This is a genomic window from Alicyclobacillus mali NBRC 102425 (genome assembly GCF_001570745.1).
GTDB lineage: Bacteria > Bacillota > Bacilli > Alicyclobacillales > Alicyclobacillaceae > Alicyclobacillus > Alicyclobacillus mali.
Window position 1 is genome coordinate 1 of sequence record NZ_BCSG01000022.1, and the last position, 24,722, is coordinate 24,722.

General features: G+C 63.8%; 25 protein-coding genes. 23 read left to right on the forward strand and 2 right to left on the reverse strand.

Annotated elements, in window-relative coordinates:
* The first annotated feature begins 175 nt into the window (after window positions 1–175).
* The 14 genes from AMA01_RS08685 (at window position 176) to AMA01_RS08750 (ending at window position 14,301) form a co-directional block, all read left to right on the forward strand.
* Window positions 176–808: a class D sortase gene (locus AMA01_RS08685; RefSeq protein WP_067850058.1), complete on the forward strand. Its 633-nt coding sequence runs from the start codon at window positions 176–178 to the stop codon at window positions 806–808.
* Window positions 809–981: 173 nt separating this feature from the next.
* Entirely contained in the window at window positions 982–2,682 is a 1,701-nt protein-coding gene (locus AMA01_RS08690; protein WP_067850060.1) for an ABC1 kinase family protein, read from the forward strand.
* Between the two features lie 21 nt (window positions 2,683–2,703).
* The gene (locus AMA01_RS08695; RefSeq protein ID WP_067850062.1) at window positions 2,704–3,195 is read left to right on the forward strand and encodes a hypothetical protein; all 492 of its coding nucleotides are present in this window, start codon (window positions 2,704–2,706) and stop codon (window positions 3,193–3,195) included.
* Entirely contained in the window at window positions 3,186–4,718 is a 1,533-nt protein-coding gene (locus tag AMA01_RS08700) for an aldehyde dehydrogenase family protein (protein WP_067850063.1), read from the forward strand. Before AMA01_RS08695 ends, AMA01_RS08700 begins: the two co-directional genes overlap by 10 nt.
* A gap of 30 nt (window positions 4,719–4,748) precedes the next feature.
* A complete protein-coding gene (locus tag AMA01_RS08705) occupies window positions 4,749–5,939 on the forward strand; it encodes an iron-containing alcohol dehydrogenase (RefSeq protein ID WP_067850065.1) in 1,191 nt (396 codons plus the stop codon).
* Between the two features lie 273 nt (window positions 5,940–6,212).
* The gene (locus tag AMA01_RS08710) at window positions 6,213–7,379 is read left to right on the forward strand and encodes an acyl-CoA dehydrogenase family protein (protein ID WP_067850066.1); all 1,167 of its coding nucleotides are present in this window, start codon (window positions 6,213–6,215) and stop codon (window positions 7,377–7,379) included.
* A gap of 188 nt (window positions 7,380–7,567) precedes the next feature.
* The gene (locus AMA01_RS08715; RefSeq protein WP_230087693.1) at window positions 7,568–8,332 is read left to right on the forward strand and encodes a beta-ketoacyl-ACP reductase; all 765 of its coding nucleotides are present in this window, start codon (window positions 7,568–7,570) and stop codon (window positions 8,330–8,332) included.
* A 65-nt stretch (window positions 8,333–8,397) separates the two neighbouring features.
* Window positions 8,398–9,171 carry an SDR family oxidoreductase gene (locus AMA01_RS08720; protein WP_067850069.1) on the forward strand — a complete coding sequence of 258 codons (774 nt, stop codon included), beginning with the start codon at window positions 8,398–8,400 and terminating at the stop codon, window positions 9,169–9,171.
* Between the two features lie 31 nt (window positions 9,172–9,202).
* Window positions 9,203–10,420 carry an acyl-CoA dehydrogenase family protein gene (locus tag AMA01_RS08725; protein ID WP_067850071.1) on the forward strand — a complete coding sequence of 406 codons (1,218 nt, stop codon included), beginning with the start codon at window positions 9,203–9,205 and terminating at the stop codon, window positions 10,418–10,420.
* A 75-nt stretch (window positions 10,421–10,495) separates the two neighbouring features.
* On the forward strand, window positions 10,496–12,130 hold the full coding sequence (locus AMA01_RS08730; RefSeq protein ID WP_067850073.1) for a long-chain fatty acid--CoA ligase: 1,635 nt from the start codon (window positions 10,496–10,498) through the stop codon (window positions 12,128–12,130).
* Between the two features lie 22 nt (window positions 12,131–12,152).
* On the forward strand, window positions 12,153–12,608 hold the full coding sequence (locus tag AMA01_RS08735; RefSeq protein ID WP_067850075.1) for a MaoC family dehydratase N-terminal domain-containing protein: 456 nt from the start codon (window positions 12,153–12,155) through the stop codon (window positions 12,606–12,608).
* Entirely contained in the window at window positions 12,605–13,027 is a 423-nt protein-coding gene (locus tag AMA01_RS08740) for a MaoC/PaaZ C-terminal domain-containing protein (protein WP_067850077.1), read from the forward strand. Before AMA01_RS08735 ends, AMA01_RS08740 begins: the two co-directional genes overlap by 4 nt.
* A gap of 39 nt (window positions 13,028–13,066) precedes the next feature.
* On the forward strand, window positions 13,067–13,840 hold the full coding sequence (locus AMA01_RS08745) for an IclR family transcriptional regulator (RefSeq protein ID WP_067850079.1): 774 nt from the start codon (window positions 13,067–13,069) through the stop codon (window positions 13,838–13,840).
* A gap of 155 nt (window positions 13,841–13,995) precedes the next feature.
* Window positions 13,996–14,301: a Yae1 family protein gene (locus AMA01_RS08750; RefSeq protein WP_067850081.1), complete on the forward strand. Its 306-nt coding sequence runs from the start codon at window positions 13,996–13,998 to the stop codon at window positions 14,299–14,301.
* A gap of 59 nt (window positions 14,302–14,360) precedes the next feature.
* Here AMA01_RS08750 and AMA01_RS08755 read toward each other — a convergent pair whose 3' ends face one another.
* Window positions 14,361–15,434 carry a phosphotransferase family protein gene (locus AMA01_RS08755; RefSeq protein ID WP_067850082.1) on the reverse strand — a complete coding sequence of 358 codons (1,074 nt, stop codon included), beginning with the start codon at window positions 15,432–15,434 and terminating at the stop codon, window positions 14,361–14,363.
* 123 nt (window positions 15,435–15,557) lie between these two features.
* On the opposite strand from AMA01_RS08755, the gene AMA01_RS08760 reads away from it, so the two are divergent.
* Both AMA01_RS08760 and AMA01_RS08765 read left to right on the forward strand, forming a co-directional pair.
* Window positions 15,558–16,199 (forward strand): metallophosphoesterase family protein, encoded by a 642-nt coding sequence (locus tag AMA01_RS08760; RefSeq protein ID WP_067850085.1) that lies wholly within the window; start codon window positions 15,558–15,560, stop codon window positions 16,197–16,199.
* Between the two features lie 68 nt (window positions 16,200–16,267).
* Entirely contained in the window at window positions 16,268–16,747 is a 480-nt protein-coding gene (locus AMA01_RS08765; RefSeq protein ID WP_067850156.1) for a ribonuclease H-like YkuK family protein, read from the forward strand.
* Here AMA01_RS08765 and AMA01_RS08770 read toward each other — a convergent pair.
* Window positions 16,732–17,541 (reverse strand): hypothetical protein, encoded by an 810-nt coding sequence (locus AMA01_RS08770; protein ID WP_067850087.1) that lies wholly within the window; start codon window positions 17,539–17,541, stop codon window positions 16,732–16,734. The genes AMA01_RS08765 and AMA01_RS08770 overlap by 16 nt on opposite strands.
* Before the next feature lie 70 nt (window positions 17,542–17,611).
* On the opposite strand from AMA01_RS08770, the gene yabG reads away from it, so the two are divergent.
* The 7 genes from yabG to purR all read left to right on the forward strand — a co-directional run bounded on the left by yabG (window position 17,612) and on the right by purR (window position 24,721).
* Window positions 17,612–18,478, forward strand: coding sequence for a sporulation peptidase YabG (gene yabG / locus AMA01_RS08775; protein ID WP_231862891.1), 867 nt, complete (start codon window positions 17,612–17,614; stop codon window positions 18,476–18,478).
* A gap of 222 nt (window positions 18,479–18,700) precedes the next feature.
* Window positions 18,701–18,976: a biofilm formation stimulator Veg gene (gene veg, locus AMA01_RS08780; protein ID WP_067850091.1), complete on the forward strand. Its 276-nt coding sequence runs from the start codon at window positions 18,701–18,703 to the stop codon at window positions 18,974–18,976.
* Window positions 18,977–19,174: 198 nt separating this feature from the next.
* The gene (locus AMA01_RS08785) at window positions 19,175–19,360 is read left to right on the forward strand and encodes a small, acid-soluble spore protein, alpha/beta type (RefSeq protein ID WP_169304837.1); all 186 of its coding nucleotides are present in this window, start codon (window positions 19,175–19,177) and stop codon (window positions 19,358–19,360) included.
* A 110-nt stretch (window positions 19,361–19,470) separates the two neighbouring features.
* The gene (locus AMA01_RS08790; protein ID WP_067850094.1) at window positions 19,471–20,307 is read left to right on the forward strand and encodes a cyanophycinase; all 837 of its coding nucleotides are present in this window, start codon (window positions 19,471–19,473) and stop codon (window positions 20,305–20,307) included.
* On the forward strand, window positions 20,304–22,949 hold the full coding sequence (cphA, locus tag AMA01_RS08795; protein ID WP_067850095.1) for a cyanophycin synthetase: 2,646 nt from the start codon (window positions 20,304–20,306) through the stop codon (window positions 22,947–22,949). Before AMA01_RS08790 ends, cphA begins: the two co-directional genes overlap by 4 nt.
* Before the next feature lie 55 nt (window positions 22,950–23,004).
* Window positions 23,005–23,883 carry a 4-(cytidine 5'-diphospho)-2-C-methyl-D-erythritol kinase gene (ispE, locus tag AMA01_RS08800; RefSeq protein WP_067850097.1) on the forward strand — a complete coding sequence of 293 codons (879 nt, stop codon included), beginning with the start codon at window positions 23,005–23,007 and terminating at the stop codon, window positions 23,881–23,883.
* A 10-nt stretch (window positions 23,884–23,893) separates the two neighbouring features.
* Window positions 23,894–24,721, forward strand: coding sequence for a pur operon repressor (gene purR, locus AMA01_RS08805; RefSeq protein WP_067850099.1), 828 nt, complete (start codon window positions 23,894–23,896; stop codon window positions 24,719–24,721).
* Window position 24,722: the final 1 nt, after the last annotated feature.

Consider the following 24,722-nt stretch of genomic DNA (forward strand, 5'->3'; position numbering starts at 1 on the left):
CACACCGGGCCACATCATCGTGTCGGCCCAGCTTCCGAAGGTGCCCGGAGGACTGCTGCCTCAGACGTCCACACGCCTCCCTCTCTGGATTGCGTTGGGCCTCGCCCTGTTGATGCTCGGGGGTGGTTCCGCCGTTCCCGTGTGGCGGTGGACGCGGCGCTGGATGGTGTGAGTCATGAAGGCGAAGCAGATGCGGCGGCTCGCGCTCGGCGCGCGGGCCGTTCCGCTTCTTCTGGCGCTCATCGGGGCTGTGATGGCCGGTGACGCAGGATGGGCCTATTTGTGGGAGACCGCCTGGGTGAACCTTCGCCCCCTTCCCGTCTATCAGCCTGGGCCTCGCGCAGCCGGTCAAGGTGCTGGGGATATCGCGCTCTGGATGCCTCCGCCCCGGCTGGGACAAAAAATCGGTGAGCTCGTCTTTCCGGCCGAAGGCGTGCGCGTGCCTGTCGTCCAAGGGGACTCGTGGGCGGATCTCGCGCTTGGCGCTGGGCACGATCCGGCCTCCGCTCTCCCTGGGCAGGGCAGCAACGTGTACGTCGCCGGACACCGCGACACGGTGTTCCACGTCTTGAGCCGCCTGCGCGTGGGCGATCTCGTCGAATTTGAAACAGCCTACGGGACGTTCACCTACCAGGTGACGGGTGCACAAATCGTCCCGCCGACCGACACGGCCGTGACCGCGCCGACGCCGCGAGAGACGCTGACACTTCAGACCTGTTGGCCTTTTGACTACATCGGGTTCGCGCCGCTCCGCTACATCGTCCATACCCGCTTCCTTCACGGTCCGCGCTCAACGAACAGAGATTGAGGATCCCCCTTCGTCATGGGGGGGTTCCCCCGAATTCCCCCGGTTCTCGGGATATAGGCAGACTATTTCGGATTGTATACTCCAAGAAAGATGAGTGTCGTGGCGCGTGTCCCTGATGCAGGCCGAAGGGCTTGTACGGGAGGCATGGCGACTCGCGAGGGGGTGCGTGTCACATGGCGGTTGCGCTGAATACAGAGGAGAGAAACGAGCTGGAGCGAGCGCGGCGCTTCATCGAACGGGAGCGTCGGAAGATCACGCCGAGCAAGCGCCAGCGCGAGGTGGTGAAAGCGCTTGTAAAACACGGCGTGCTTCATGCGTTGCGCGATCGGAGCCGAGACGAAGAGGCTCGCCAGCGCCTCTTGGGACAACGGCTGCGCGCAGCGTTTGAAGAACTCGGCCCCACATTTATCAAGCTCGGGCAGGTCATCATGACCCGGCAGGAACTCCTGCCCGAAGCGGTGACGGCGGAGCTGGCCTACCTCCTCGACAGCGTGCCCCCGCTGCCTTTTCACTACATGATGGCCGTGCTCGAGGACGAGATCCCCAACTGGGCTGAGGTTTTTCGCTGGATCGACCCGAATCCGCTCGGTTCGGCTTCACTGGCGCAGGTGTATCGCGCGCAGTTGGCGGATGGTCGGATGGCGGCGGTCAAGATTGTCCGGCCGCTCGTCGATAGACTGTTCCAGGTGGACATCAACAACGTTCGCAAGCTCGTGCGGCGCTTGCAGAAATTGCTTCCGCCGCAGCTCGAGGTTTCCATCGATTTGAACGGCATTATTGAAGACTACTACAGCAGCACGATGAACGAGCTGGACCTGCGCCGCGAGGCGGAAATCATGGAAGAGCAGCGCGGCATGGTCCAGGAGTTCGAGACTCTGTACATCCCGGAAGTGTACCACGTCACGCAGCGCGTGCTCGTGATGGAGTTCATCGATGGGTGGAATCTGAAGGACTTTCCCGTCGACTTCTTCACCTTTGAAGAGCGCTTGGAGCGCATGACGGACCTCGCTCATTACTACGTGAAAGCGTTTGTCGAGGGCAATTACCACGCGGACCCGCACGCATCCAACCTGATGGTGGATAAGCGAACCAAGCGCATCGCCATTCTCGACTGGGGCCTGGTGGGGCGCATGGACGCGGCGCACACGGAGGCCATCTTCCGCATGCTCATGCACGTGCGCGTCAACCAGCAGGAGGACGCCATCGAGGCTCTGCTCGACATCTACGAACCGACCCGGTACACCGATCTCGTCCGCCTGCGCGATCAGCTTCGCTCCTTGCTCATTCACTACACCAACAGCACGCAGGCCAGCTACTACAACTGGGGCAACCTCCTGCTCACCACCATCGTGATCGCGGCGAAAAACTACTGCCGGATCCCGAACGGCCTGGCGCTTTGGACCAAAGGCTTTTCGGCAGCGGAGGGCACGGCGCGCTGGCTTTGCCCCGAGATCTCGTATCACCAACTGGTGGAGATTGCGGACGTCCAGATCCTGCGACGCTGGATGATGCGCCGCTTCAACTATCACACCAACGCCAGCTTTGCGGCTGAGTTCGCGAAACTCACCGCGACGTTGCCGCGGCGCCTGAACAAGATCCTCGAGCACTTCGAATGGAACGACTTTCGCGTCAACCTGGACGCGCAGTTGTCTCACCAGGCCGTGCGCACGCTGCATCGCGTGGTCAACAAGTTGCTTCTGGCCACCATGTCCGGGACGTTCTTCCTCGGCGGCGCCATCCTGCTCGCCTTTGCCGACACGCGGCCCGCTGCGCATGGCGGGATTGTCGATCTCGGCTGGGGCGGCGTGGCGGCCAGCGTGGCGCTCGGCCTCTCGGCGCTCTGGAGCACCATCCGATCCAAGAAGCGAATCTGAACAGCGGCGGAGGGGATGTGTATGGCGGTGCAGTTTCAGTCAAGGGAACCCATGCCGGCCCGCGGCGGGACGCGTGAGACGGGCGACCTGTCGCGGGAAGCGCAGGAGCAGTTGACGATTCAAAAACGCATGGAGGCGTTTTACCGCCAGTCCGGTGGCCCCAACAATCCGGATATCCCGAAAATTCTGGAGAAGCACCTGCTTTACGGGCGCGATCACGGCCCAAAGGGCAAGCGCGAGACGCTCGAGGACGCTTTGCGCGACATGATCACCCAGGACTATTCCAACCAAATCCTTTTCAAGTGGTTCATGCAGATGCGCATGGAGCGGCAGAAGCGTGCGCAGGCGGATCACGCCGAATTGGCTCGTATGCGGGGCGAGTTGGAAGCTCTGAAGCAGCAGGTCCAGGCGCTGCGGGCGCTGATTGAGGAGCACGTCGTCCCCCAGCGCGCGGCGTCGAGCGGCGCGCAAGGGTGCGGCGAAATGTCAAGGGAGGAACAGCCATGGTCATGACGAGTGTGAGACTCCCCGAGTACGGCATGTTCATTGACGGCGAATACACGCCTGCGGAAAGCGGCGAGATGTTCGAGGTGGTGAATCCCGCCTCGGGTCAGCCCTGCGCGCGCGTGGCCAAGTCGGACGCGCGAGACGTGGACCGCGCTGTGCGGAGCGCGCGGCGGGCGTTTGAATCGGGCGAGTGGTCGCGCGCGAAGCCCCACGAGCGAGCTCGGGTGTTGCTCCGGTTCGCGGACGAGATCGTCGCGCACGCGCAGGAGATCGCGTTTCTCGAAATCTTGACATCCGGTGCAACCGTGCGGCGCGTGTCGAGCGCGGATATGTTGCTCATTGTCGACCTGCTCCAGCAGACGGCCAAGTTCGCGCAGGAGTACGAATACGCCAAGACGCTTCCGCTGCGCCCGTTCCCGGCGCCGAGCCACAACCAGGTTTGGAGGGAGCCGGTCGGCGTCTGTGCGGGCATCACGGCGTGGAACTATCCGCTCATTCTCGCGATGTGGAAACTGGCGCCCGCGCTCGCCATGGGCAACTCCATCGTCATTAAGCCGGCGTCCAACACGCCGCTTTCCACGCTCAAGCTGGCCGAGCTCGCCGTGAAGGCCGGGCTGCCGAAGGGCGTGTTCAACGTGGTCACCGGGCCGGGATCGTCCGTGGGCGAGGCGTTGGTCACGCACCCGGAGGTCGACAAAATTGCCTTCACCGGATCGACCGAGGTCGGCAAGCGGATCATGCAGCTCGCGGCGCAGGGCGTGAAGCGCGTGACGCTGGAGTTGGGCGGCAAGTCGCCGGCCATTGTATTGCCGGATGCGGATCTGGATCTCGCCATTCCCGGCATCCTGTTTGGCGTCTTCCTGCACAGCGGCCAGGTGTGCGAGTGCGGGACGCGCGTGATCGTGCACGAGGCGGTCTATGACGAGGTGGTGGAGCGGCTCGCGCAGCTGGCGTCGCAGATTCGCCTGGGCAACCCGCTCGACGACAAGGTGGGCATGGGGCCCATCATCTCGGAGACACAGCTCAAGTCCATCCTGGGTTATATCGAGTCCGGTAAAGAGGAGGGTGCTCGCCTCGTGTGCGGCGGTTCGCGCGCGGACGTGGTAGGGCTCGAAGGCGGGTATTTCGTCGAACCCACCATCTTCGCCGACGTCGATAACCGCATGAAGATCGCGCAGGAGGAGATCTTCGGTCCCGTGCTCGCGGTCATGAAGGCGCGGGACGTGGACGAGGCGGTGCGGCTGGCCAACGACACCGTCTACGGTCTAGCCGGCGGCGTCTGGACGCGCGATCTCAACCAGGCCTATCGCGTCGCGCGCGAGATTCGCGCGGGAACCATCTGGGTGAACGATTGGCACATGTTCCGCAGTGACGCGCCGTTCGGCGGTTACAAGATGAGCGGCTTTGGGCGCGAGATAGGCCAGTATGCGCTTGACGAGTACACCCAGCTGAAGCACGTGCACGCCTCCCTCGTGCACGAGGTGGAAAACCGCCACTGGTATTCCATCGTCCTGCCCGAGAAGGCCTGACGCCATCGACGACTGCGAGGGGGTTCATCCATGCCATACATCCGATCCGGTTTTCAATTCATGGCGAGAACGACCATCACAAACGGCGTTGGCTCGCGCGTGCTCCTGCCCGAGACCGTGCGCGGGCTCGGCGGCAAGCGCGCGTTTGTCGTCACCGATCCTGGAATTGTGCGGGCCGGCTTGCTCGACAAGATATTGGAGCTGTTCGATCTCGTCCCGACGCCCGTGACCATCGCCGGCGTGTTCGATCGCGTCGAGCAGGACGCGAAGGCGCATATCATCAACGAGGCCGCGCGCGCGTACCGCGAGTGTGCCGCAGACAGCCTCATCGCCCTCGGCGGGGGCAGCGTGCTCGACACCGTGAAGGGCATCAAGTGGATGGTGAGCCGCGGTCTCACCGACATACGCCCCGCGCTCATCGGCAACGCGCTCGAGATGTGGCCCGAGGCGCAGCCCATCTTTATTCCGCACGTGGCGCTGCCCACCACCGCCGGAACAGGTGCCGAGGCTTCGCCCATCGCCGTGGTCTTCCACGACGATCTCGGCGTCAAGGTGAACCTCATCAACCCGTTCATCAACGCGGATATCGCCATTCTTGATCCCGAACTCACGGTCGGCCTGCCGCCCAGCATCACGGCCTTCACGGGCTTCGACGCGCTGACCCACGCCATTGAAGGCTTCTTCTCGCCGCAGGCCAACCCGTTCACCGACGCGTACGCCATTCAATCCGCGCGCATGATCTTCGAAAATCTGCCGAAGGCCGTGGCCAATGGGCAGGATCTGACCGCCCGCGCCAACATGCTCATGGCGAGCACGATGGCCATCATCAGCTTCAGCCTCGCCTTGAACGCCATTCCCGTGCACAACATGGCGCACGCCTTCGGCGCGAAGTTCGGCATTCCGCACGGCCTCGCGAACGCCGTGCTCTTGCCGAACGTGATGGCCGCGATGCCCGCGTTCTACCGCCCGCGCGTCGTCGAATTCATGCAGGCGCTGAATCTCGACGCCCCTTCCGATCCCGACGCCGCCCTCGACGCGCTCATTCAGCGCATTCGCCATCTGCGCGAGCAGGTCGGCCTGCCCGCGACGTTCGCCGAGTACCAGCTCGACAAGCGTCAGCTCGGCAAGATGGTGGATCTGGTGCACGCCGATCCGTCCGGCGTCGTCTATCGCCTGCCGGATGCCATCATTCAGCGCGTCACGCGAGAAGTGGCGAGTTAAGGCAAGGCGCAGGGTTGGAATGGGCTCCACATCTCATATTCCTCGGCGATCTCGCTCGTCGGTCGGGGGGAGTTTCAACAGCGAGCTCGTCGCCAACACAAATTGACGTCGTGGGCGCAGTTCAAATCGAGCTGCGCCCTTACGTATGGCAACAACGGCCCGGTCGTTCCATGTCGTTCCCCATTGCGTCCCTCTCCAGAAACCGCTATCATGATCCCTGTAGTTCTCATTTGAACTCGGATTTCATATTCGTAAACGACGGAGGTGAGTCGCGTGGACTTTACGCTCCCATCCGAGCTGGAGGAAATGCGGCGGACGATTCGCGACTTTGTGGAACACGAGATTGAGCCGCTCGCCATGCAGATCGAGGAAGAGGATCACGTGCCGGACAGCGTGTTGGAAAAATCGAAGGAACTCGGCCTGTTTGGCCTCAGCATCCCGGAGGAGTATGGCGGCATTGGGCTCAACATGTTGGGCAAGTGCGCCATCTACGAGGAACTCGGCAAGACCATCAATGGATACACGACCATCATCGGCGCGCACAACGGCATCGGGTCGGTCGGCATCGTGGAGTTCGGCAACAAGGAGCAGAAGGAGAAGTATCTGCCCAGGATGGCGACAGGGGAGTGGCTCGGCGCGTTTGCGCTGACAGAGCCGCAGGCGGGATCGAACGCGGCGGCCATCAAGACGACGGCTGTGAAAAAGGGAGACCGCTACATCCTCAACGGCCAGAAGATCTACATCACAAACGCGCCGTATGCGCATGTGTTCACGGTGATGGCGGTCACAGATCCGTCCAAGGGGCCGAAGGGGATCACGTCGTTCATTGTGGAACGCGACTTTCCGGGTTTTCGCGTGGGACACATTGAAAAGAAGATGGGGCTGCACGGCTCGCACACGGCGCAGATCTTCTTCGAGGACATGGAGGTCCCAGAGGAGAACGTCCTCGGCCGAGAGGGCGAGGGCTATGTCAACGCGCTCAAGATTCTGGCCAACGGCCGGGCGGGGCTCGCCGCAAGATGCCTGGGTTCCTGCGAATATCTGTTGGACAAATCGCTGGCGTTTGCACACGAGCGGATTCAGTTCGGCAAGCCCATCTTTGAGCAGCAGATCATCCAGCACTATCTCGCGGAGATGGCGCTCGAGATCGAACTTCTGCGCACGTTTGTGTACCGCGTGGCGTGGATGACGGATCAACAGATGAACGTCATCAAGGAAGCCGCGATGCTGAAACTGTATGGGTCCGAGGTCTACAACCGCGTGGCGGACAAGGCGGTCCAGATCCACGGAGGGCTCGGCTTCATCGCGGAGTATCCCATCGAGCGGTTTTATCGCGACGCGCGCATCACGAGGATTTACGAGGGCACCTCGGAGATCCAGAAGAACATCATTGCGGCACAGTTGCACAAGGAGTATGAGCGCACCAAGGCGGATGCGTGATCGCGAAATCGAAATTCTATTTCATCTATGAAAAAATTCTGGCGGTCAGTCGTCCGGCTGTGATAGGATGAAGATGTGCAATCAGCCTGAACGTTGGACCCATTCCGACATCGGCGAGCCGGTGGCTCAGGACGGACGATGTCAGCGCTTACGCGAACTGCCGGCGGGATGATGAGAGAGGAGTATGGATGATGGGCAAGTTGGATGGACAAGTGGCGATTGTGACGGGTGCAGCGCGCGGCATTGGTGCCGCGACGGCCAAGCGGTTGGCGGCGGACGGCGCGAAGGTCGCCGTGTTTGACATCAAGGAAGAGCTGACGAAGGACACGGTTGAGGCCATCCGGCAGGCGGGCGGCGAAGCCATCGGCGTCGGCTGTGACGTGACCAAGGCGGACGACGTGGAGCGGGCCGTCGAGTCGGTCGTGCAGCAGTGGGGCCGATTGGACATCCTCGTCAACAACGCGGGCGTCATCCGCGACAACCTGCTCTTCAAGATGACCGAAGAAGACTGGGACATGGTGATGAACGTCCACCTCAAGGGTGCGTTCCTCTGCAGCCGCGCGGCCCAGAAGTACATGGTGCAGCAGAAGTCCGGGAAGATCATCAACCTTTCGAGCACGTCTGCTCTTGGCAACCGTGGCCAGGCCAATTACTCGGCAGCAAAGGCTGGCATGCAGGGTTTCACGCGGACGCTCGCAATTGAGCTCGGGCCATTCGGTATTCGCGTGAACGCGGTCGCGCCTGGCTTTATCGAGACGGACATGACGCGCGCCACGGCCGAGCGCGTCGGTGTCGACTACGAGGCGTTCAAGCAGGCGGCCTCGCAGCAGATTGCGCTGCGGCGCACGGGCAAGCCGGAAGATGTGGCGAACGTCATTGCCTTCTTCGCCAGCGACGACTCTTCGTACGTGTCGGGCCAGGTGATCTACATCGACGGCTGCCGCCATCGTTGAGGACGTGGCCGATCGCGCCGGTATGGCGTGATCGGCCGCATGGACTTGAAAAGGGGGGCTCTCGGATGAGCGTGTTCGACCTGTTCCGCCTCGACGACAAGGTCGCCATCGTCACAGGTGGTGGACGTGGCCTGGGGCAGCAGATCGCGGAGGCGTATGCGGAGGCGGGGGCAAAGGTGGTGCTCTGCTCGCGCCGCGTCGAGAACTGCGAGGAGGTCGCGAAGGAGCTGGCCGATCGCGGCGCTGAGGCCGTCGCGCTTCCCCTCGACGTCACGGATGAGGCGTCCATCGACGCGCTGGTCGGTGAGGTGGTGGCTCGATTCGGACGGATCGACGTGCTCGTCAACAATTCCGGCACATCCTGGGGGGCGCCCGCGCTCGACATGCCGTACGACGCGTGGATGAAGGTGCTGCAGACAAACCTGACTGGCGCATTCCTCATGTCGCAGCGCGTCGCGCGGCACATGAAGGATCAGGGTGGCGGCAAAATTGTCAACATCGCGTCCGTGGCGGGCATGCGCGGATCGCCGCCGGAGGTGCTGGACGCGGCGGGTTACGCGGCCTCGAAGGGCGGACTCATCGCCATGACGCGCGATCTCGCCGTGAAGTGGGCGCGCTACCGCATCTATGTGAACGCAATTGCTCCTGGGTTCTTCCCGACCAAGATGACGCGTGTCGTGCTCGAGCGCGGTGGCAACCTGATTCATCTTCGCACGCCGCTCGGGCGCGTGGGCGGGGACCAGGACCTGAAGGGCGCGGCGCTGTTTTTCGCCACCGCGGCTTCCGACTACGTGACGGGACAGGTCCTCGCCGTGGACGGCGGCACGACGGCGATGTGACGATCGCGACTCGCGTGAAGGAGCGGTGTTTGTGGATTTCTCGTACTCCGACAAAGTGGTGGCGCTGAAGCAAAAGCTTGAGGAATTCATGGAGGAAGTCATCTACCCTGGCGAACGCGTGTACTACGAGCAGCTCGCGTCTCTGCCGAGCCGCTGGATGATCCCGCCCATCATGGAAGAGATGAAGGCCAAGGCGAAGGCGGCGGGGCTGTGGAACCTGTTTCTCCCGGACAGCGAGTACGGCGCAGGGCTCACGAATCTCGAGTATGCGCCGCTCGCCGAGGTGATGGGCCGATCCCCGATTGCGCCGGAGGTTTTCAACTGCAACGCGCCGGACACCGGGAACATGGAGGTGCTCGTTCGCTACGGCACACCTGAGCAGAAGGAGAAGTGGCTGAAGCCGCTCCTCGCCGGTGAGATCCGCTCGTGTTTCTCCATGACGGAGCCGGAGGTGGCATCTTCGGACGCCACCAACATTTCGGCGAGCATTGTCCGAGACGGCGACGAATACGTGATCCATGCGCACAAGTGGTGGTCTTCCGGAGCTGGGGATCCTCGCTGCAAGTTCGCGATCGTGATGGGCAAGACGAATCCCGACGCGCCAAAGCATGAGCAGCAGTCCATGATCATCGTGCCGCTCGACACGTCGGGTGTCACCATCGTCCGCACGCTGAACGTGTTCGGCTACGACGATGCGCCACACGGGCACGCCGAAATTGTGTTCGACAACGTCCGCGTGCCGAAGGAAAACCTCATCTGGGGCGAGGGCAAGGGATTCGCCATCGCGCAGGGACGGCTGGGCCCGGGGCGAATTCACCACTGCATGCGGCAGATCGGCATGGCGGAGCGGGCGCTCGAGCTCATGGTGGAACGGGTCAAGGAGCGCGTCGCGTTTGGGCGGCCGCTTGCCGAGCAGGGGGTCATTCGCGAGTGGATTGCCGAGTCGCGCATCGAGATTGAACAGGCGCGCCTTCTCGTACTCAAGGCCGCGTACATGATGGACACCGTGGGCAACAAAGCTGCACAAAAGGAAATTGCCATGATCAAGGTGGTCGCTCCGAACGTGGCGCAGCGCGTCATCGATCGCGCCATTCAGGCGTTTGGCGCCGCCGGCGTCAGCCAGGATACGCCGCTTGCCTACATGTGGACGCAGGCGCGCGTCATCCGAATTGCGGACGGCCCGGACGAGGTGCACAAGCGCCACGTGGCGAGGCTCGAGCTCGCGCAGGACACAAAGCGCCCCAACTGACGCGCTGATATCATCCGCATGAACTCGGTGTGGATACCTGCGAGGAAAGGAATTTTCGCGAAGGAGTCGATGACGATGATGAATTATCCGCTTCTGCTCAAATCGCCGCTCTACCGCGCCAAGACCATCTTCCCCGATAAAGAGATTGTCTCGCGCGGCTACAACGGCGTGTTTCGCTACACGTATCGCGATTTGTACGATCGCGTCTGTCGGCTCGCGAACGCGATCGACCGCGTTCTCGGTGTGAAAGCGCTTGAACACGTCGGATCGTTCGCGTGGAACCACCATCGCCACATGGAACTGTACTACGCGGTGCCATGCTCGCAGCGCGTGTTGCACACCGTCAACATTCGGCTGTTTCCCGAGCAGATTGCCTACGTCATCAACCACGCTGAGGACAAGGTCCTGTTTGTGGACGAGGACCTGTTGCCGCTCATCGAAGCCGTGGCGCCCAAGCTCACGACCGTTCAGGCGTACGTTGTCATGACGGACAACGACAAGCTGCCGGAGACGAAGCTCCCGAATGTCTACCATTATGAAGATCTGATTCGCGAGGCAGATCCTCACTTCGACTTTCCGGCGTTCGACGAGAACACGCCAGCGCTCATCAGCTACACCTCGGCCACGACCGGCAATCCCAAGGGCGTCGTCTACAGCCACCGCGGCCTCTACCTGCATTGCTTGACGGTGCTCGTCGACGAGCTCGGCACGCGCGAGACGGACGTGACGATGCCGGTGGTGCCCATGTTCCACGTGAACGCGTGGGGGCGGCCATACGCCGACACGTGGATTGGCGCAAAACAGGTCTATCCGGGTCCGCGGCCCACGGCGAAAGACCTGGCGGATCTCATTCACAACGAGCGCGTCACGTATTCGGCGGGCGTGCCTACCATCTGGATGGGCATCCTGAATCACGTCCGCCAACACCCGGGCGAGTACGACTTCTCCTGCGTGCGCTTCTTCATGTCGGGCGGATCGGCGTTGCCAGCGGCACTCACGGAAGCGTACGAGAAGGAGCTTGGCGTGACGCTGTACCAGGGCTACGGCCAGACGGAGACGAGCCCGGTGACCTTTGTCTCGTTTCCGAAGGAAAAGCTCAGAGATCTCCCCGCGCCTGACAAGTACCGCCTGCGCGCCAAGACGGGCCTCATTCTGCCCGGGCTTGAGATGAAAGTCGTCAACGAGCAGGGCGAGGAGGTCGCGCACGACGGCAAGGAGATGGGCGAACTTCTCCTCAAAGGGCCCTGGATCATCGATGGCTACTACAAAGATCCGGAGAAGACGAAGGAGACCTTCACCGAGGACGGCTGGTTCCGCACCGGTGACATCGCCACCATCGATGAAAACGGCTATCTGCAGATTGTCGATCGCGTCAAGGACCTCGTGAAGTCGGGCGGCGAATGGATCTCGTCCGTGGATCTGGAGAACGCCCTTATGGCGCATCCTGCGGTGGCGGAGGCGGCCGTGATCGCCATCCCTCACGAGAAATGGCAGGAGCGGCCGCTCGCGTGCGTCGTCCTGCGCGAGGAGTACCGCGGGAAGGTCACGAAGGACGATCTCCAGGCGCACCTGTCCAATATGGTGGCGAAGTGGTGGTTGCCGGACGACTACGTGTTTGTCGACGAGATCCCGAAAACGAGCGTTGGCAAGTTCTCGAAGAAGACACTGCGCGAGCAGTACGATGAGGGCCGGCTCGTGTCTATGTACTGAGTCTTGGCGGAGGAGATGAACGATGGAACTCGCGGATTTTGAGCGGTTGCTCGGCGTGTGGTCCAAACCTGTGAAAAACGAGGTGGAGAAGGGGGCCATTCGGAAGTTCGCGGACGCAATTGGCGATCCGAACCCCCTCTATCACGACGAGGAGCGCGCGGCGCAGAGCCGGTTCGGCCGCCTCGTGGCGCCCCCGACGTTCAGCCGCACGTTTGACTACGGCGTGATTCCGGGCCTCGAGATGCCGACAGAGGGTCTGATTCACGGTGAGATGTTCTATACGTATTACAAGCCCATTCTCGCGGGTGACGTGCTGTACGCGAGCTTCGCGCTCACGGACGCCAAGGAGCGGGCCGGCAAGCTCGGTCGCATGATCCTGCTCGTCTTCACGTACAAGGTGGAGAACGAAGCGGGCGAACTCGTCCAGGAGGCGAAGTCGACTGTCATCTATCGGCCGGAAGGGGGCGGGGCGCAATGACGGCGAAGCGATATCAGCCGGGCGATCATCTCACGCCGCTCATCAAGCCGCCCGTGAGCAAGATCCAGCTCGTGAAGTACTCGGGCGCATCGGGCGATTTCAATCCCATCCACACCGTGGAGGAATTCGCCAAGGAGGCGGGACTTGGTGGCGTGATCGCCCACGGCATGCTGACCATGGGCTTCGTGGCGCAGATGCTGACGGACGAGGTCGGCGAAGCAGGCGAACTTCTTTCGTTCGGCGTGCGATTCGTTGACATGGTGCGGCCGGGTGATATCATCACCTGTGACGGCGTCGTCCAAGAGGTGAAAGAGGAAGAAGGCTATCAGGTGGTGACGTGCGACGTCTGGGCGCAGAAGTCGCCGGGAGATGTCCGCGTCGTCCAGGGTACGGCGACGTTCCGCAAACCGCTCGCCTGAAGGCGGGCCAGACACTTTTTCGCGGAATGAGGGTGTCCGTTGGACTACCAAGTGCCATCTGTCGCGCTCGCGGCGCGCGTTTTGAAGCTTTTGAGCCGGCACAAATACCGGCAATCAACGCTGACAGAGATTGCCGAGCGGCTCAGCGTGAACAAGACGACTTGTCTGCGCGTGCTGCGGACGTTGGAGCGGGAGGACTTCGTCTCTTACGATCCGCAGTCGCGCCGCTACAGTCTCGGCCCGTACCTCATCCCGCTCGGCGCGCGTGCGGCGGATCTCAACGATGTGTACGCGCACGCGCTCGCCGAACTGCATCAGGTCGCCGCGCAGACGGGCATGACGGCGGTGCTCGTGAAACGGCTGCGGGACGATCGCGTCATTTACATCGGCTCCGCCGAGCCGCCGGGCGACGGGGTGCGCATCGCCGTGTCCGTGGGGCAGCAGTTCCCTGTGTACGGCGCCGCGTTCGGCCGATGCTTTCTGGCATATGACGACGAGTCCACGTGGCGTCGAGTGCTGCGGGATGGACTCAGGGCCTACACCGCGAACAGTGTCACCGATGAAGAAGCGTACATGCGCCTCCTGCAGGAGGTGCGCGACAAGGGGTACGCCGTCTCCCACGGTGAGCTCTGGGCCGGCATCTCGGCGGTGGCGGTGCCCGTCTTCAACCAGCAGAACAAGGTCGATCTCGTCCTGTCTTGTCTGACGATGACGTCGGTCATCCGCGACGAGGACGTGGAGCGGGCGGTGAAGGCGCTCAAGGACACCGCCGCCAAAGTCTCGGCGTGGAGCGGATATCAGGGTCGAGCATAGGCACCCGTTTCGGCGGGTGCCTTTTCAATTGGGCGCGATGGTGCTCTCTGCACACGTCGTTGATACGCCTTGACAGGAGGAATGCACTGCTGACGCTCGGGGAACAGGCGCTTTCGGAAGAGCAACGATTGCGGTTGAGAAAGGAGTTGCGCACGATGTATCGGCTCATCGACGAGATCTTTGAAGATGGTCGCCGAGAGGGGCGCCTTGAGGGCTTCAAGGAAGGTCTTCAGGAAGGCATGGAGAAAGGCGTCGAGAAAGGCATCGAAAAGGGAATCGAAAAGGGAATCGAAAAGGGAATCGAAAAGGGAATCGAAAAGGGTATGGAAATCGGTTCGGAGATGGGCGTTCGCCGAGTTGCGCGCAACATGCTCGAGGCGGGCATGCCGTACGAGGTCATCGAGCGAGCGACGGGGCTTTCACGCGACGTAATTGAAAGCCTGCAAAAACAGGTCAACTGAGACGAGGGGCCAGTCGGCGGCCGCGCCGGCTGGCCTTCGATATGGGCTTCGCGGCGATGTCAGCTGCGCTCCATCTCGACCTTGGCATGTTCCACGAGCGCCCGGATGCCGTCGCCAAATCGGGCGAAGCGAGCGTCGGACGTCTTCCCCATCTTGTAACGCACGTAAATCTGTTGCAAAATGACGGCGAGCTTGAACACGCCGAACACGTAGTAAAACTTCATGTCGTGCATGGAGCGCCCGGTCAGACCTGCATATCGCTCGGCCATCTCGCGGCGCGAGTAAAATCCTTCGAGCGTCGTCACGGAAGGGAAAAGCGCCCGGAGTGACGGCGGATCCGACGGCTCCGTCCAGTAGCTCAGCATGACGCCGAGATCCAACAAGGGATCGCCGACGGTCGCCATCTCCCAGTCCACGATGCCCATGATGTCCTGATACGCAGGCGGCGCAAACAGCATGTTGTTCAACTTGAAGTCGTTGTGGATGAAGGTGACGTCGCGCGATTCCGGGACGTGGCCGCTCAGCCACGCCATCACGGCGTCCGCGTGCGGGACGTCTTCATCCGTGCGAGATCGGTGGAATCTCTCGATCCATCCGTCGACCTGGCGGCGCAGAAAGCCCTCGGGTTTGCCAAACTGAATGAGACCGGATGCCACCGGGTCCACTGCGTGAAGCTCCGCGAGCGCCTGAATCGCGCGCTCGGAGATGGCCCGCCCCACCTCGGGCGCATATGCGAAGCCCGCGGGGAACGCGTCGTCCAACGGGACGCCCGGGCGGTACTCCATGACGAAAAACGGCACGCCGATGACATGCGGATCTTCGCAGTGGGCATACGGCTTCGGTGCTTTCGAGAAGTGCGGATGGAGCTTCGCGAGGATGGATGACTCGCGTCCCATGTCGTGCGCCCGCGGTGGGAGCGGGCCGTGGGGCGGGCGGCGCAGGACGGCCACAAACTCTCCGCTCTGGATCAGGTACGTGAGGTTGGACGCACCGGTGGGGAATTGGACGGCTTCAATCGGTCCAGCGTCCGCGGGAAGGACGCCCTCGCGCACAAGGTAGCTCCAGAGTGCATCCCAATCCAACTGGTCTTCTTCGCGAACCGGCATGACGCCGGAGACAGCGCGGATGTCCATGGGCTTGCCCTCCAAGCCTCGCGTCACAGGCGATCTGTGGCATAGATTTTATCAATGAAATACAATTTCTATTATGTGAAACGCGAGCTTCGGATGCAAGCGTTTTCGAGGAGGGGGCGCGTCATGCAGTCGGCGTCACCGGAACGAACCATCTTCATCAGCGACATACACGGGCACCTGCGCCCGTTTCTTCGCCTGTTAGCGAAGCTTGAATACCGGCCGGGCCGCGATCAGCTGGTTCTCGTCGGCGACTACATCTCCGGCGGGCCGGACAGCCTCGGCGTTCTCCACTTGGTGCATCAGCTTTGCGGCCAGGGGGCGGTTGCGCTCCGCGGCAATCACGAGGATGCAGTGGTGCACTGGATGCGCGGCGGCATGAAGGCGCTCGGCTCCGTGCGAGACAAGTTGTACCGATCCATCGCGGCGGACGCGACACTTGCTGCCTTTCTCCCCACGCTGCCCTACGCGTGGGAAGGGGACCGGTGGATTGCGGTTCACGCCGGGATCGATCCCGACAAGCCCGATTGGCGCCAGACTTCCAAGCGGGACCTGTTGACGATTCGCGAGCGGTTTTACGCACGTCCGCATCGGGCGGGCAAACGGGTGGTGTTCGGGCACACGCCGTGCATGGTGCTGCACGGGACGCATGACGTGTGGTATGGTTCGGATAAAGTCGGAATTGACGGAGGTGCGCGACACGGCGGACAGGTGAACGCGCTCGTCGACGCGGGCGGCGCGTTGACCAGCACGGCTGAGCCCGTGTGACATCGTGCGGCAGATGACCGCGGCGCAGGCGTGGATGCCGCGTAGCCAACAAGAAGGGGGCGGTGCGCGTGCTGTTTCGCAGCCCGACGCTCGGCGTGGTGACACTGGAACAGGTGGCGGCGGACGTCATTCAGGAGCGCAGCGAACATCCTCAGGACCGCTTTCGGCTGATCATCGGCACCGATTCGCAGCCGCATGAGCACACGGCATCCGCGACCTTCGTCACCGCGGTCATTCTGCACCGCGTGGGGCGAGGCGCCCGCTATTACGTGCACAAGGAGCAGCACGAGCACATTCATTCGTTGCGTCAGCGCATGTTCACCGAAGCCTCGCTGTCCCTTCAGGTGGGCGGCCTGCTGAGCGAGTTGCTCCAGAAGGCGGGGCAGGACTGGCAGATTGAAGTGCACCTGGACATCGGCGAGGGAGGCGAGACCAAGCAGTGGATCCGCGAGATTGTCGCTTGGATCGAGTCGAACGGCTATGAGGCGCGCATCAAGCCTGATTCGTTCGGCGCGAGCAAGGTGGCGGATCGCTACACCAAGTCGTGATGCCCCCGGCAACGATGCGGCCCGCGCATCCGGCTCATCCAGGACTCGACTGCCCGCCAATCGCGCTGTCCCGGCCAGAGCGGCGGTGGATCGCCCGAACCGCCGAAGAGGATCATCTCAGCCGCCCGCGCATCCTCGCGCAAGACGTCGAGGGTGCGCGTCTCGGAACGGATCCCGCGCCCGGGGTTGCCAATCAGCCTCTCGTCCCACGGGTCATATACTTTCCACGGAATCCCGGCGCGGCGCGTGAGGGCAAAGAATAGGCCGGGAGACGCCACGAAACGCGGTGAGACCCGCGCGAAGGCGGAAAGGGGGATGAAGTGCGGCAGGAGAAACGGCCGCAGCGATGCGGGCGCGCCCGCGCGGTGCACGAGGCGCTGCCAGCGCCGGTCGAGATCGGCCGCACGCACGTGGCCCCACACCCCCATGATGGCTTCCGGGTGTCGAAGCGCGTCCTGTAGGAAGTCCGCAAGCATTGGACCGAAACTCCCCCGCCAGTCCGCATCCACCATCAGCACGGCTGCCGATTCGGGCCAACGCCGCCACGCCTCCACGGCTGCAACCGCACGCGGGGCGTCGTGCCCCAGCGCCTGCTCAAACTCGATTACGGCGAGTTCCATGTGCAAAGTGTCCGACACGCGCCGCGCCTCTGCCACGGTGCCATCCGTGCAGCCGTTGGCGCAGAGCGCAACCCGGCGCACGCCTGCCCTTCCCACCTGCCGCAACACATTGCCAATCCGCCCCGCCTCGTCGCGCGCCCCGAGCGCGCACGCGATGTCTCGCGCATCCGCCATCTTTCCATCCCCCGGGATTCACGAAGCCGTCGTGCCGCATACCGTAGTCTAGAGCCCGCCAAGGGAGGCGATGACGGTGTGGCACATTGGCGATCGCGTCACGCGCCGCTCGTACGGCCACGACATATGCTTCGTGATTGTTGAATTGGACGAAAGCTCGAAGACCGCCATCCTCAAAGGAATGGACGTGCGCCTGATGGCCGACGCGCCCTTTGACGATCTCGCCCCTGTCACCGAGGAGGATATGCGCGCGTTCGAGGCGATGCGCACGCAGGTGGTCGGCGAATGCCTCCGCATCATTCGATCCCGCCGCGCCCACGACTCGGAGAAGCGGCTTCTCCGCAAGGAAGCGCGGTACCGTGCGAATCCCGATTTTTTCGAGCGCCCCGGCACCGTGCTCCACATGGACGGCGACGGCAGTTACCTGCAGAAGTGCCTCGCCATGTACGAGGAGCTCGGCATTCGCGCCGTCGGGCAGCACGTGGCGGAATCGGAGATGCCGGGAAAGGTCGTGCATCTGCTCGAGACGTATGCGCCGGATATCCTGATCATCACCGGCCACGACGGCGTCATCCGCAAGGGCAAGGACTGGGCGGACATCAAGAACTACCGCAACTCGCAAAACTTCGTGAAGACGGTCGCCAATGCGCGGAAATACGTGCGCAACATGGACGATCTCGTCATCATCGCGGGGGCGTGCCAGTCGCATTTTGAGGCGTTGATCGAGGCGGGCGCCAACTTCGCCTCGTCGCCGCAGCGGATCATGATCCACGCGCTCGATCCCGTCTTTATCGCGGAAAAGGTGGCGTTCACGCCCATTCACGAGACGGTGAACCTGTACGACGCGGTGAAGTCCACCTACACAGGGACGGACGGGATCGGCGGCCTGGAATCGCGCGGAAAGTACCGGCTTGGTCTGCCGAAATCCTTGTACTGAAGCCGTACTGTCGGGAAGTCACATGGGCGCGTGGCGCAGCAGCCGCTGCTGGCGCGGTGGCTTCGCCCTTCATCTCGGCGGGGTGAATTCACCGAACTTCGCCACAGATCCCCGTAAAATACCCATTGACACCGAAAAACATGCGGTGATATACTCATTAAATTTCATTGACACCATGTTCCGCGCGATGGTATAATGAAGCGCGGAAAGAGGTGGTGTGTGTTGGCCAGGAATGCGCTCCACGACATTAAGAAGAGTCTGGATGGACTCGTCGGTGAACGCGTGTTGCTCCGAGCAAACGGAGGCAGGCGAAAAACCATTGAGCGCTTCGGGGTTCTCGAAGAGACGTATCCGTCGGTATTCGTCGTCAAGCTCGACCCGCCGGACGGATCGTTTGAGCGCGTCTCGTACAGCTATGCGGACGTGCTGACCGAGACCGTCGAGCTGATGCTGTGCAAGGAGGACGGGAACACCACCAAGTTCGTGGTCGAACACTGAACCTCGAAGATGGACCGGGGTCTCGGCAAGGACAGGCCTCGTCACATACATGAGACAGGATGAATCGCACCGGGGTGAGGCGCTTGCCTTGCCCTTTTTTGTTGCCCGTCGGCGTGTCGCCGGCAGGACAAGGTGCATAGAACGTGCCAAGCGGGCGCATCGTAAGCCTGTCGCCTCTGACCCAGGGAGGGATTTGGCATGGCACGGCGGAGAAGCACCATGTCAGATGCGTTCAAGGTGGAACTGGCCAAGGAGCTCGGGTTCTACGACACGGTCCAGCGCGAGGGCTGGGGCGGGATCAAGGCGCGCGACGCCGGGAACATGGTGAAGCGCGCCATCGAGATCGCAGAACAGGCGTTGGCTGAGAAGTCCGGGCAGAGGTGACCGGGGCGGCCGGGATGATCCCGGCCGCCTTTTGCTGCAATCGCATGATGGCAAGCCATTTCGGAAAGATTATCTGGATGATCTAACCAATAACCTGGGAGGGCGTGCGGTTGGGGCAGAAAGGACCTCTCGTCATCATCGGCGGCGCGGAGGACAAGGTGGGTGAGTGCCGCATCCTGCGCCGATTTCTCCATCTCGGCGGCGATAAACACGCGCGGGTCCTCGTCATCACCGTGGCGACGAAGACGCCGGTCGAGGTGGGCGCGGAGTACGTGGATGTGTTTCACCGCCTCGGCGTGGACGACGTGCGGACGTTCGACGTGTCCACCCGCGAGGCTGCGAACCGCGACAGCGCGGTGCAGATGATCGCGCAGGCGACGTGCATCTTTTTCACCGGTGGTGAACAGGAGCGCATCACGAAGCTCCTGGGGGGAACCAAGGCGGACGCGGCGCTGCACGAGGCGCACCGCAACGGCGTCGTGCTCGGCGGCACGAGCGCGGGCGCCTCCATGATGTCGAGCACCATGATTGTCGAAGGCGAGGGCGAGACGAATCCTCGTCCGTCCATCGTGCACATGGCACCCGGCATGGAGTTTCTCGATGGCTGCGTGATCGACCAACACTTCGCGCAGCGGGGCCGGCTCGGAAGACTCCTGTCGGCGGTCGCGCAGTATCCGCATCATCTGGGACTTGGCATTGATGAGGACACGGCCGTCGTGGTGCACGACGGGCACGTGCTCGAGGTCATCGGCCGCGGAGCGGTGAGCGTCGTAGATGCGGGCAGCGCGACGTACTCCAATCTCGACCGCATTCGCCGGGACGAGTCGCTGGCGCTTTGCGACGTGATACTGCACACGCTGCCCGAGGGCTGCGGATTCCTGCTGCGCGAACGCAGGCCCATCCCCGACTTCCCACACTGGCTTCGCCAGAAGGAGCTATCCTCATGAACATCGTGCGCATTCGCTTCATCGAGGGGCCCAACATCTTTATCCACCGCCCCATTCTCCTGGCCCGCTTGGATCTCGGGGTCTACACGGGCAAAGAGAGCATCGACATCCCTGGACTCGGAGAGCGCCTTCTGCATCACTTCCCAGGTCTGCGCCAACACCACTGTGCCAAGGGCCGGCCGGGCGGCTTCATCGAGCGGCTCGAGGACGGCACCTATTTCGGGCACATCTGCGAACACGTGGCCATCGAAATTGGCCATCTCGCAGGCATTCCGGCCAACTACGGCAAGACGGTGTACGCCGGGCGGCCGGGGCTGTACGACGTGGCCATCGAGTGTGCGTCGTTTCCCGCCCAGCGCCACGCGCTCGAGGCCGCCGTGGACGTGGTGCGTTCGCTCGCCGAAGGCCGCGAACCGGGCGATCTCGACGCGCTGGTTCGGGAAGTCGCGCGGCTCTACGAGGATGACCGCCTCGGCCCGAGCACGCAGGCCATCGTGGACGCGTGTCGGCGGCGCAACATCCCCGTCCGGCGACTGCAGGCGAGCTTCCTCGAGCTCGGGTACGGCGTGCACCGCAAACGCATCGAGGCCACCCTCACCGACCGGACGTCGTGCGTCGCGGCCGACATCGCGAGCGATAAGGCGCTTACCAAGCACCTGCTCGAAGAGGCGGGGCTCGCCGTGCCGCCGGGCGGGGTGGCGGCGGACGAGGCCGAGGCCGTTTTTCTCTGGCGCCACCTCGGCGGGCCCGCCGTCGTCAAGCCGCTCGACGCGCGCCAGGGCCAGGGCGTATCGCTGCGCCTCGAGTCCGAGGCGGAGGTGCGCGCTGCATTTCGCGAGGCCAGGCGGTACGCGCGGGAGGTCATTGTCGAAGCGTATGTGCCAGGCGAGAACGTGCGCGTGCTGGTGGTCGACGGCCGCGCCGTCGCCGCGTCCGTGCGCGAGCCCGCCTTCGTGGAGGGGGACGGCGTGCACACGGTCCGTGAGCTGGTCGATCTCGTCAACCGCGATCCGCGCCGCGGCGAGGGCCACGAGAAGCCGCTCACCAAGATCGCGATCGACGAGATCGCGCGGCAGGTGCTTCTGCGCCAGGGCATGTCGCCTGAGTCGGTGCCGCAGCTGGGCGAGCGGGTGGCGCTGCGCGAGAGCGCCAACCTTTCGACGGGCGGCGAGGCGCGCGACGTGACGGACGTGTTGCACCCATCCTACCTGCGCATCGCCGAGCGGGCCGCCGAGGCCGTGGGCCTTGACGTGTGCGGCGTCGATCTCGTCGTTCCCTCGCTCACGGCTCCCGCGGACGCCGGCGGATGGGCGGTGATTGAGGTGAACGCGTGTCCGGGCATCCGCATGCACGAGCACCCGTCGAGCGGCTCGCCGCGCCGGGCTGCGGAAGCCATTGTGGAGTCGCTGTTTCCGGCGGGATCGGACGGCCGAATTCCCATCGTGTCCATCACGGGCACCAACGGCAAGACGACCACCGCGCGGCTCGTCGCGCACGGGTTCGCCGTCGCGGGCAAGACGGTGGGGCTCACGACAACCGGCGGCGTGTACGTCGGAGGCGAGTGCGTGTTAAAGGGCGATACCACGGGTCCGATGAGCGCGCGGCTCGTGCTTTCGAATCCGCGCGTCGAGGTCGCTGTGCTCGAGACGGCGCGCGGCGGGATTGTGCGCGGGGGGCTCGCCTACGATATCGCGGACGTCGGCGTCATCACCAACCTCTCGCTCGATCACGTCGGCCAGGACGGGCTCGAGTCCATCGACGACATCGCCTTTGTCAAAGCGCTCGTCGGCGAGTGCGTCCGCGACGACGGCGCGGTGGTCCTGAACGCGGATGATCCCCGTGTCCTCGCCCTGTCGCCGCGCTTTCGCGCGCGGCTGGTGCTCGTGTCGCAGGTTCCGGAAAACCCGCACGTCGCCCGGCACGTGCAGGCGGGCGGCATGGCGGTGGTGGTCTCGGACGGCGTGGTCTACGAGTGGCAGGGCGGCATCCAGCGGCCCATCCTCGCCGTCGGACAAATTCCCATCTGCCTGGGCGGTCTCGCGCGCTTTCACGTCGAAAACGCGGCGTTGGCGGCGGCCGCCATGCGGGCAGCGGGCCTCTCTCGCTCCACGGTTGCCAAGGCGCTCGCAACATTCTTGCCCCAGCAGAACGCCGGCAGGCTCGAGATGTACGTGTTGCCGAACGGGGCGCGCATCGTACTGGACTACGGTCATAACCCGGCCGGCTTCCGGGAGGTCGGACGATGGCTCCAGGCGCTGCCCTGCAGGCGCCGCGTCGGCGTGGTGGGTGTTCCGGGCGACCGGGCCGATCACGTCGTGGAGGAGGCGGGGCGGGCCCTCGCACCGTGGTTCGACGAATTCATCGTGAAGGAGGACGCCGATTTGCGCGGTCGCGCGCCTGGCGAGATCGCGGACATCCTGCGCTCTTCCATCGCACGGGCGTGTCCCGAGAAAAAGGTGGAGGTCGTCCCGGACGAGCGAGAGGCCGCGCTCGCTGCCGCGAAGGCGCTCGGGCCGGAAGACGTCGCCTGCGTGTTTTACGAGCGCCTTGCGCCGCTCAAGGAGGCGCTTGAGGAGCTCGGCGCGCGGCCGTGGCACAGGGTTCTGGCGGACGGAGCAGGCGAGCGGCTTGCGATGCTGTGATCCTTGACATTGGCACTCCGCCTCGGCATGCTAGTCCTAGTCGAGGTGGGGCGCTTTGTTGTTGCAACGCGCGTACGCGAAGATCAACCTGACCCTGGACGTCCTCGGGCGCCGCGACGACGGCTATCACGAGGTGGACATGGTCATGCAGACCGTGGATTTGTCAGACGTCATCTGGCTCGAGCCGCGAGAAGACGGCGAGATCACCATGGAGAGCGCGTCGTCCTCGGTGCCGGTGGACGAGCGGAACCTGTGTGTGCAGGCGGCGCAGGCGTTCAGGCAACGGACGGGTTTTGCTGGCGGCGTGCACATTCAGCTCGAGAAGAACATCCCTGTCGCCGCGGGGCTCGCCGGTGGGTCGAGCGACGCCGCGGCCGTTTTGCGCGGGCTGAATCAGCTGGCAGGCGCGGGGCTCACGCTGGACGAGCTCGCGGATATCGGCGCGGAGGTGGGCTCCGATGTCCCTTACTGCGTGTACGGCGGGCTCGCCATCGCGCGCGGGCGAGGCGAGCGGGTGGCTCGCTATCCGCACGTCCCAAGCATGTACGCGGTGCTGTTGCACCCGCGCCTCTTCGTCTCAACTGCGGACGTCTACCGCGGCCTTGAGCCTTCCGATTTCACCTCCTCCCCGCGCAGCGAAGAGATGGTTCGCTGGCTGGCGGAGGGAGATCACGAGCGGGCCGTCGCACTCGTATACAACGCTCTGGAGCGCGTCACCCTGAACCTCTATCCGGAGCTTCGGGCGCTCAAGGAGCGCGTGACCTCCATCGCGCAGCGGCCTGTGCACATGTCGGGATCGGGGCCGACGATGTTCGTGCTCACGCCGGTGCAAACGCACGCGCAGCGGCTGTACAACGCGCTCCGCGGCATCATGAAAGACGTGTACGTGTGCCGGTTTGTCGGCGGCTACCATCAGGCACACGCGCCGAGCTAGGAGGCGAGCCATGCAGCGGCATGAACGAATCATCCGCCTGACTCGCCGGCTCGTGGAGCGCCCCATGGCGCCCATCAGCATCTCTGCGCTCGCCGACGCGTGGGGCGCGGCCAAGTCCACGCTGAGCGAGGACGTGCAGCTGGTCCGCGAAGTGCTCGCCGAAGATGGTTCGGGCCGCGTGGAGACGCTCGTCGGCGCGCAGGGCGGCGTGCGCTTTGTGCCCCAGGTCGCCCGCGACCGCGCCGAGGCCTTTCTGTGGGCCGTCGCGCGTCGGCTCGCCTCGCCCGATCGCGTCATCGCCGGCGAGTTCCTGTACGCGTCGGATGTGCTGGGCGATCCGGACGTGATCGACACGGCGGGCGCTATGGTGGCGAGCCGATTCGCCCACGCGGGCGTCGAGGTGGTGGTGACCGTCGAGACGAAGGGCATCCCGCTCGCCGCGAGCGCCGCGCGGTACTTGCATGCGCCGCTCGCCATCGTCCGGCGCGAGCAGCGTGTGACAGAGGGCGCGTCGCTCACGACGCACTATGTGTCCGGATCGGCGAAGCGCATCCAGACAATGTCTCTGAGCACCCGGCTCGTCCCGAGGGGCGCGCGGGCACTCATCGTGGACGACTTCATGCGCGCGGGTGCCACGGCCCGGGCGGTGGCCGAGCTTATCGGCGAGTTTGGGGGCGAGGTCTGCGGCACGGCGGTGTTCATGGCCACGTCGCAGCCCGCGCAGAAGATGGTCGCCGACTACGTGGCCCTGCTCGAAGTTGGCCCCGTGCGCGAGGGCGGCTTTGACGTCCGACCGAATCTCGGCGCGCTGGAGCGCCGCGCCTCGCATGTCGACTGAG

What these genes read in the sequence shown, in the direction of transcription:
- purR (WP_067850099.1), top strand. Translation starts at nt 23,894, where the DNA reads ATGCAGCGGCATGAACGAATCATCCGCCTGACTCGCCGGCTCGTGGAG.
- AMA01_RS08715 (WP_230087693.1), top strand. Translation starts at nt 7,568, where the DNA reads ATGATGGGCAAGTTGGATGGACAAGTGGCGATTGTGACGGGTGCAGCG.
- AMA01_RS08690 (WP_067850060.1), top strand. Translation starts at nt 982, where the DNA reads ATGGCGGTTGCGCTGAATACAGAGGAGAGAAACGAGCTGGAGCGAGCG.
- AMA01_RS08700 (WP_067850063.1), top strand. Translation starts at nt 3,186, where the DNA reads ATGGTCATGACGAGTGTGAGACTCCCCGAGTACGGCATGTTCATTGAC.
- AMA01_RS08755 (WP_067850082.1), bottom strand. Translation starts at nt 15,434, where the DNA reads ATGGACATCCGCGCTGTCTCCGGCGTCATGCCGGTTCGCGAAGAAGAC.
- AMA01_RS08705 (WP_067850065.1), top strand. Translation starts at nt 4,749, where the DNA reads ATGCCATACATCCGATCCGGTTTTCAATTCATGGCGAGAACGACCATC.
- AMA01_RS08740 (WP_067850077.1), top strand. Translation starts at nt 12,605, where the DNA reads ATGACGGCGAAGCGATATCAGCCGGGCGATCATCTCACGCCGCTCATC.
- AMA01_RS08695 (WP_067850062.1), top strand. Translation starts at nt 2,704, where the DNA reads ATGGCGGTGCAGTTTCAGTCAAGGGAACCCATGCCGGCCCGCGGCGGG.
- AMA01_RS08685 (WP_067850058.1), top strand. Translation starts at nt 176, where the DNA reads ATGAAGGCGAAGCAGATGCGGCGGCTCGCGCTCGGCGCGCGGGCCGTT.
- cphA (WP_067850095.1), top strand. Translation starts at nt 20,304, where the DNA reads ATGAACATCGTGCGCATTCGCTTCATCGAGGGGCCCAACATCTTTATC.
- AMA01_RS08785 (WP_169304837.1), top strand. Translation starts at nt 19,175, where the DNA reads ATGGCACGGCGGAGAAGCACCATGTCAGATGCGTTCAAGGTGGAACTG.
- AMA01_RS08750 (WP_067850081.1), top strand. Translation starts at nt 13,996, where the DNA reads ATGTATCGGCTCATCGACGAGATCTTTGAAGATGGTCGCCGAGAGGGG.
- AMA01_RS08720 (WP_067850069.1), top strand. Translation starts at nt 8,398, where the DNA reads ATGAGCGTGTTCGACCTGTTCCGCCTCGACGACAAGGTCGCCATCGTC.
- yabG (WP_231862891.1), top strand. Translation starts at nt 17,612, where the DNA reads ATGACGGTGTGGCACATTGGCGATCGCGTCACGCGCCGCTCGTACGGC.
- AMA01_RS08770 (WP_067850087.1), bottom strand. Translation starts at nt 17,541, where the DNA reads ATGGCGGATGCGCGAGACATCGCGTGCGCGCTCGGGGCGCGCGACGAG.
- AMA01_RS08760 (WP_067850085.1), top strand. Translation starts at nt 15,558, where the DNA reads ATGCAGTCGGCGTCACCGGAACGAACCATCTTCATCAGCGACATACAC.
- AMA01_RS08730 (WP_067850073.1), top strand. Translation starts at nt 10,496, where the DNA reads ATGATGAATTATCCGCTTCTGCTCAAATCGCCGCTCTACCGCGCCAAG.
- AMA01_RS08735 (WP_067850075.1), top strand. Translation starts at nt 12,153, where the DNA reads ATGGAACTCGCGGATTTTGAGCGGTTGCTCGGCGTGTGGTCCAAACCT.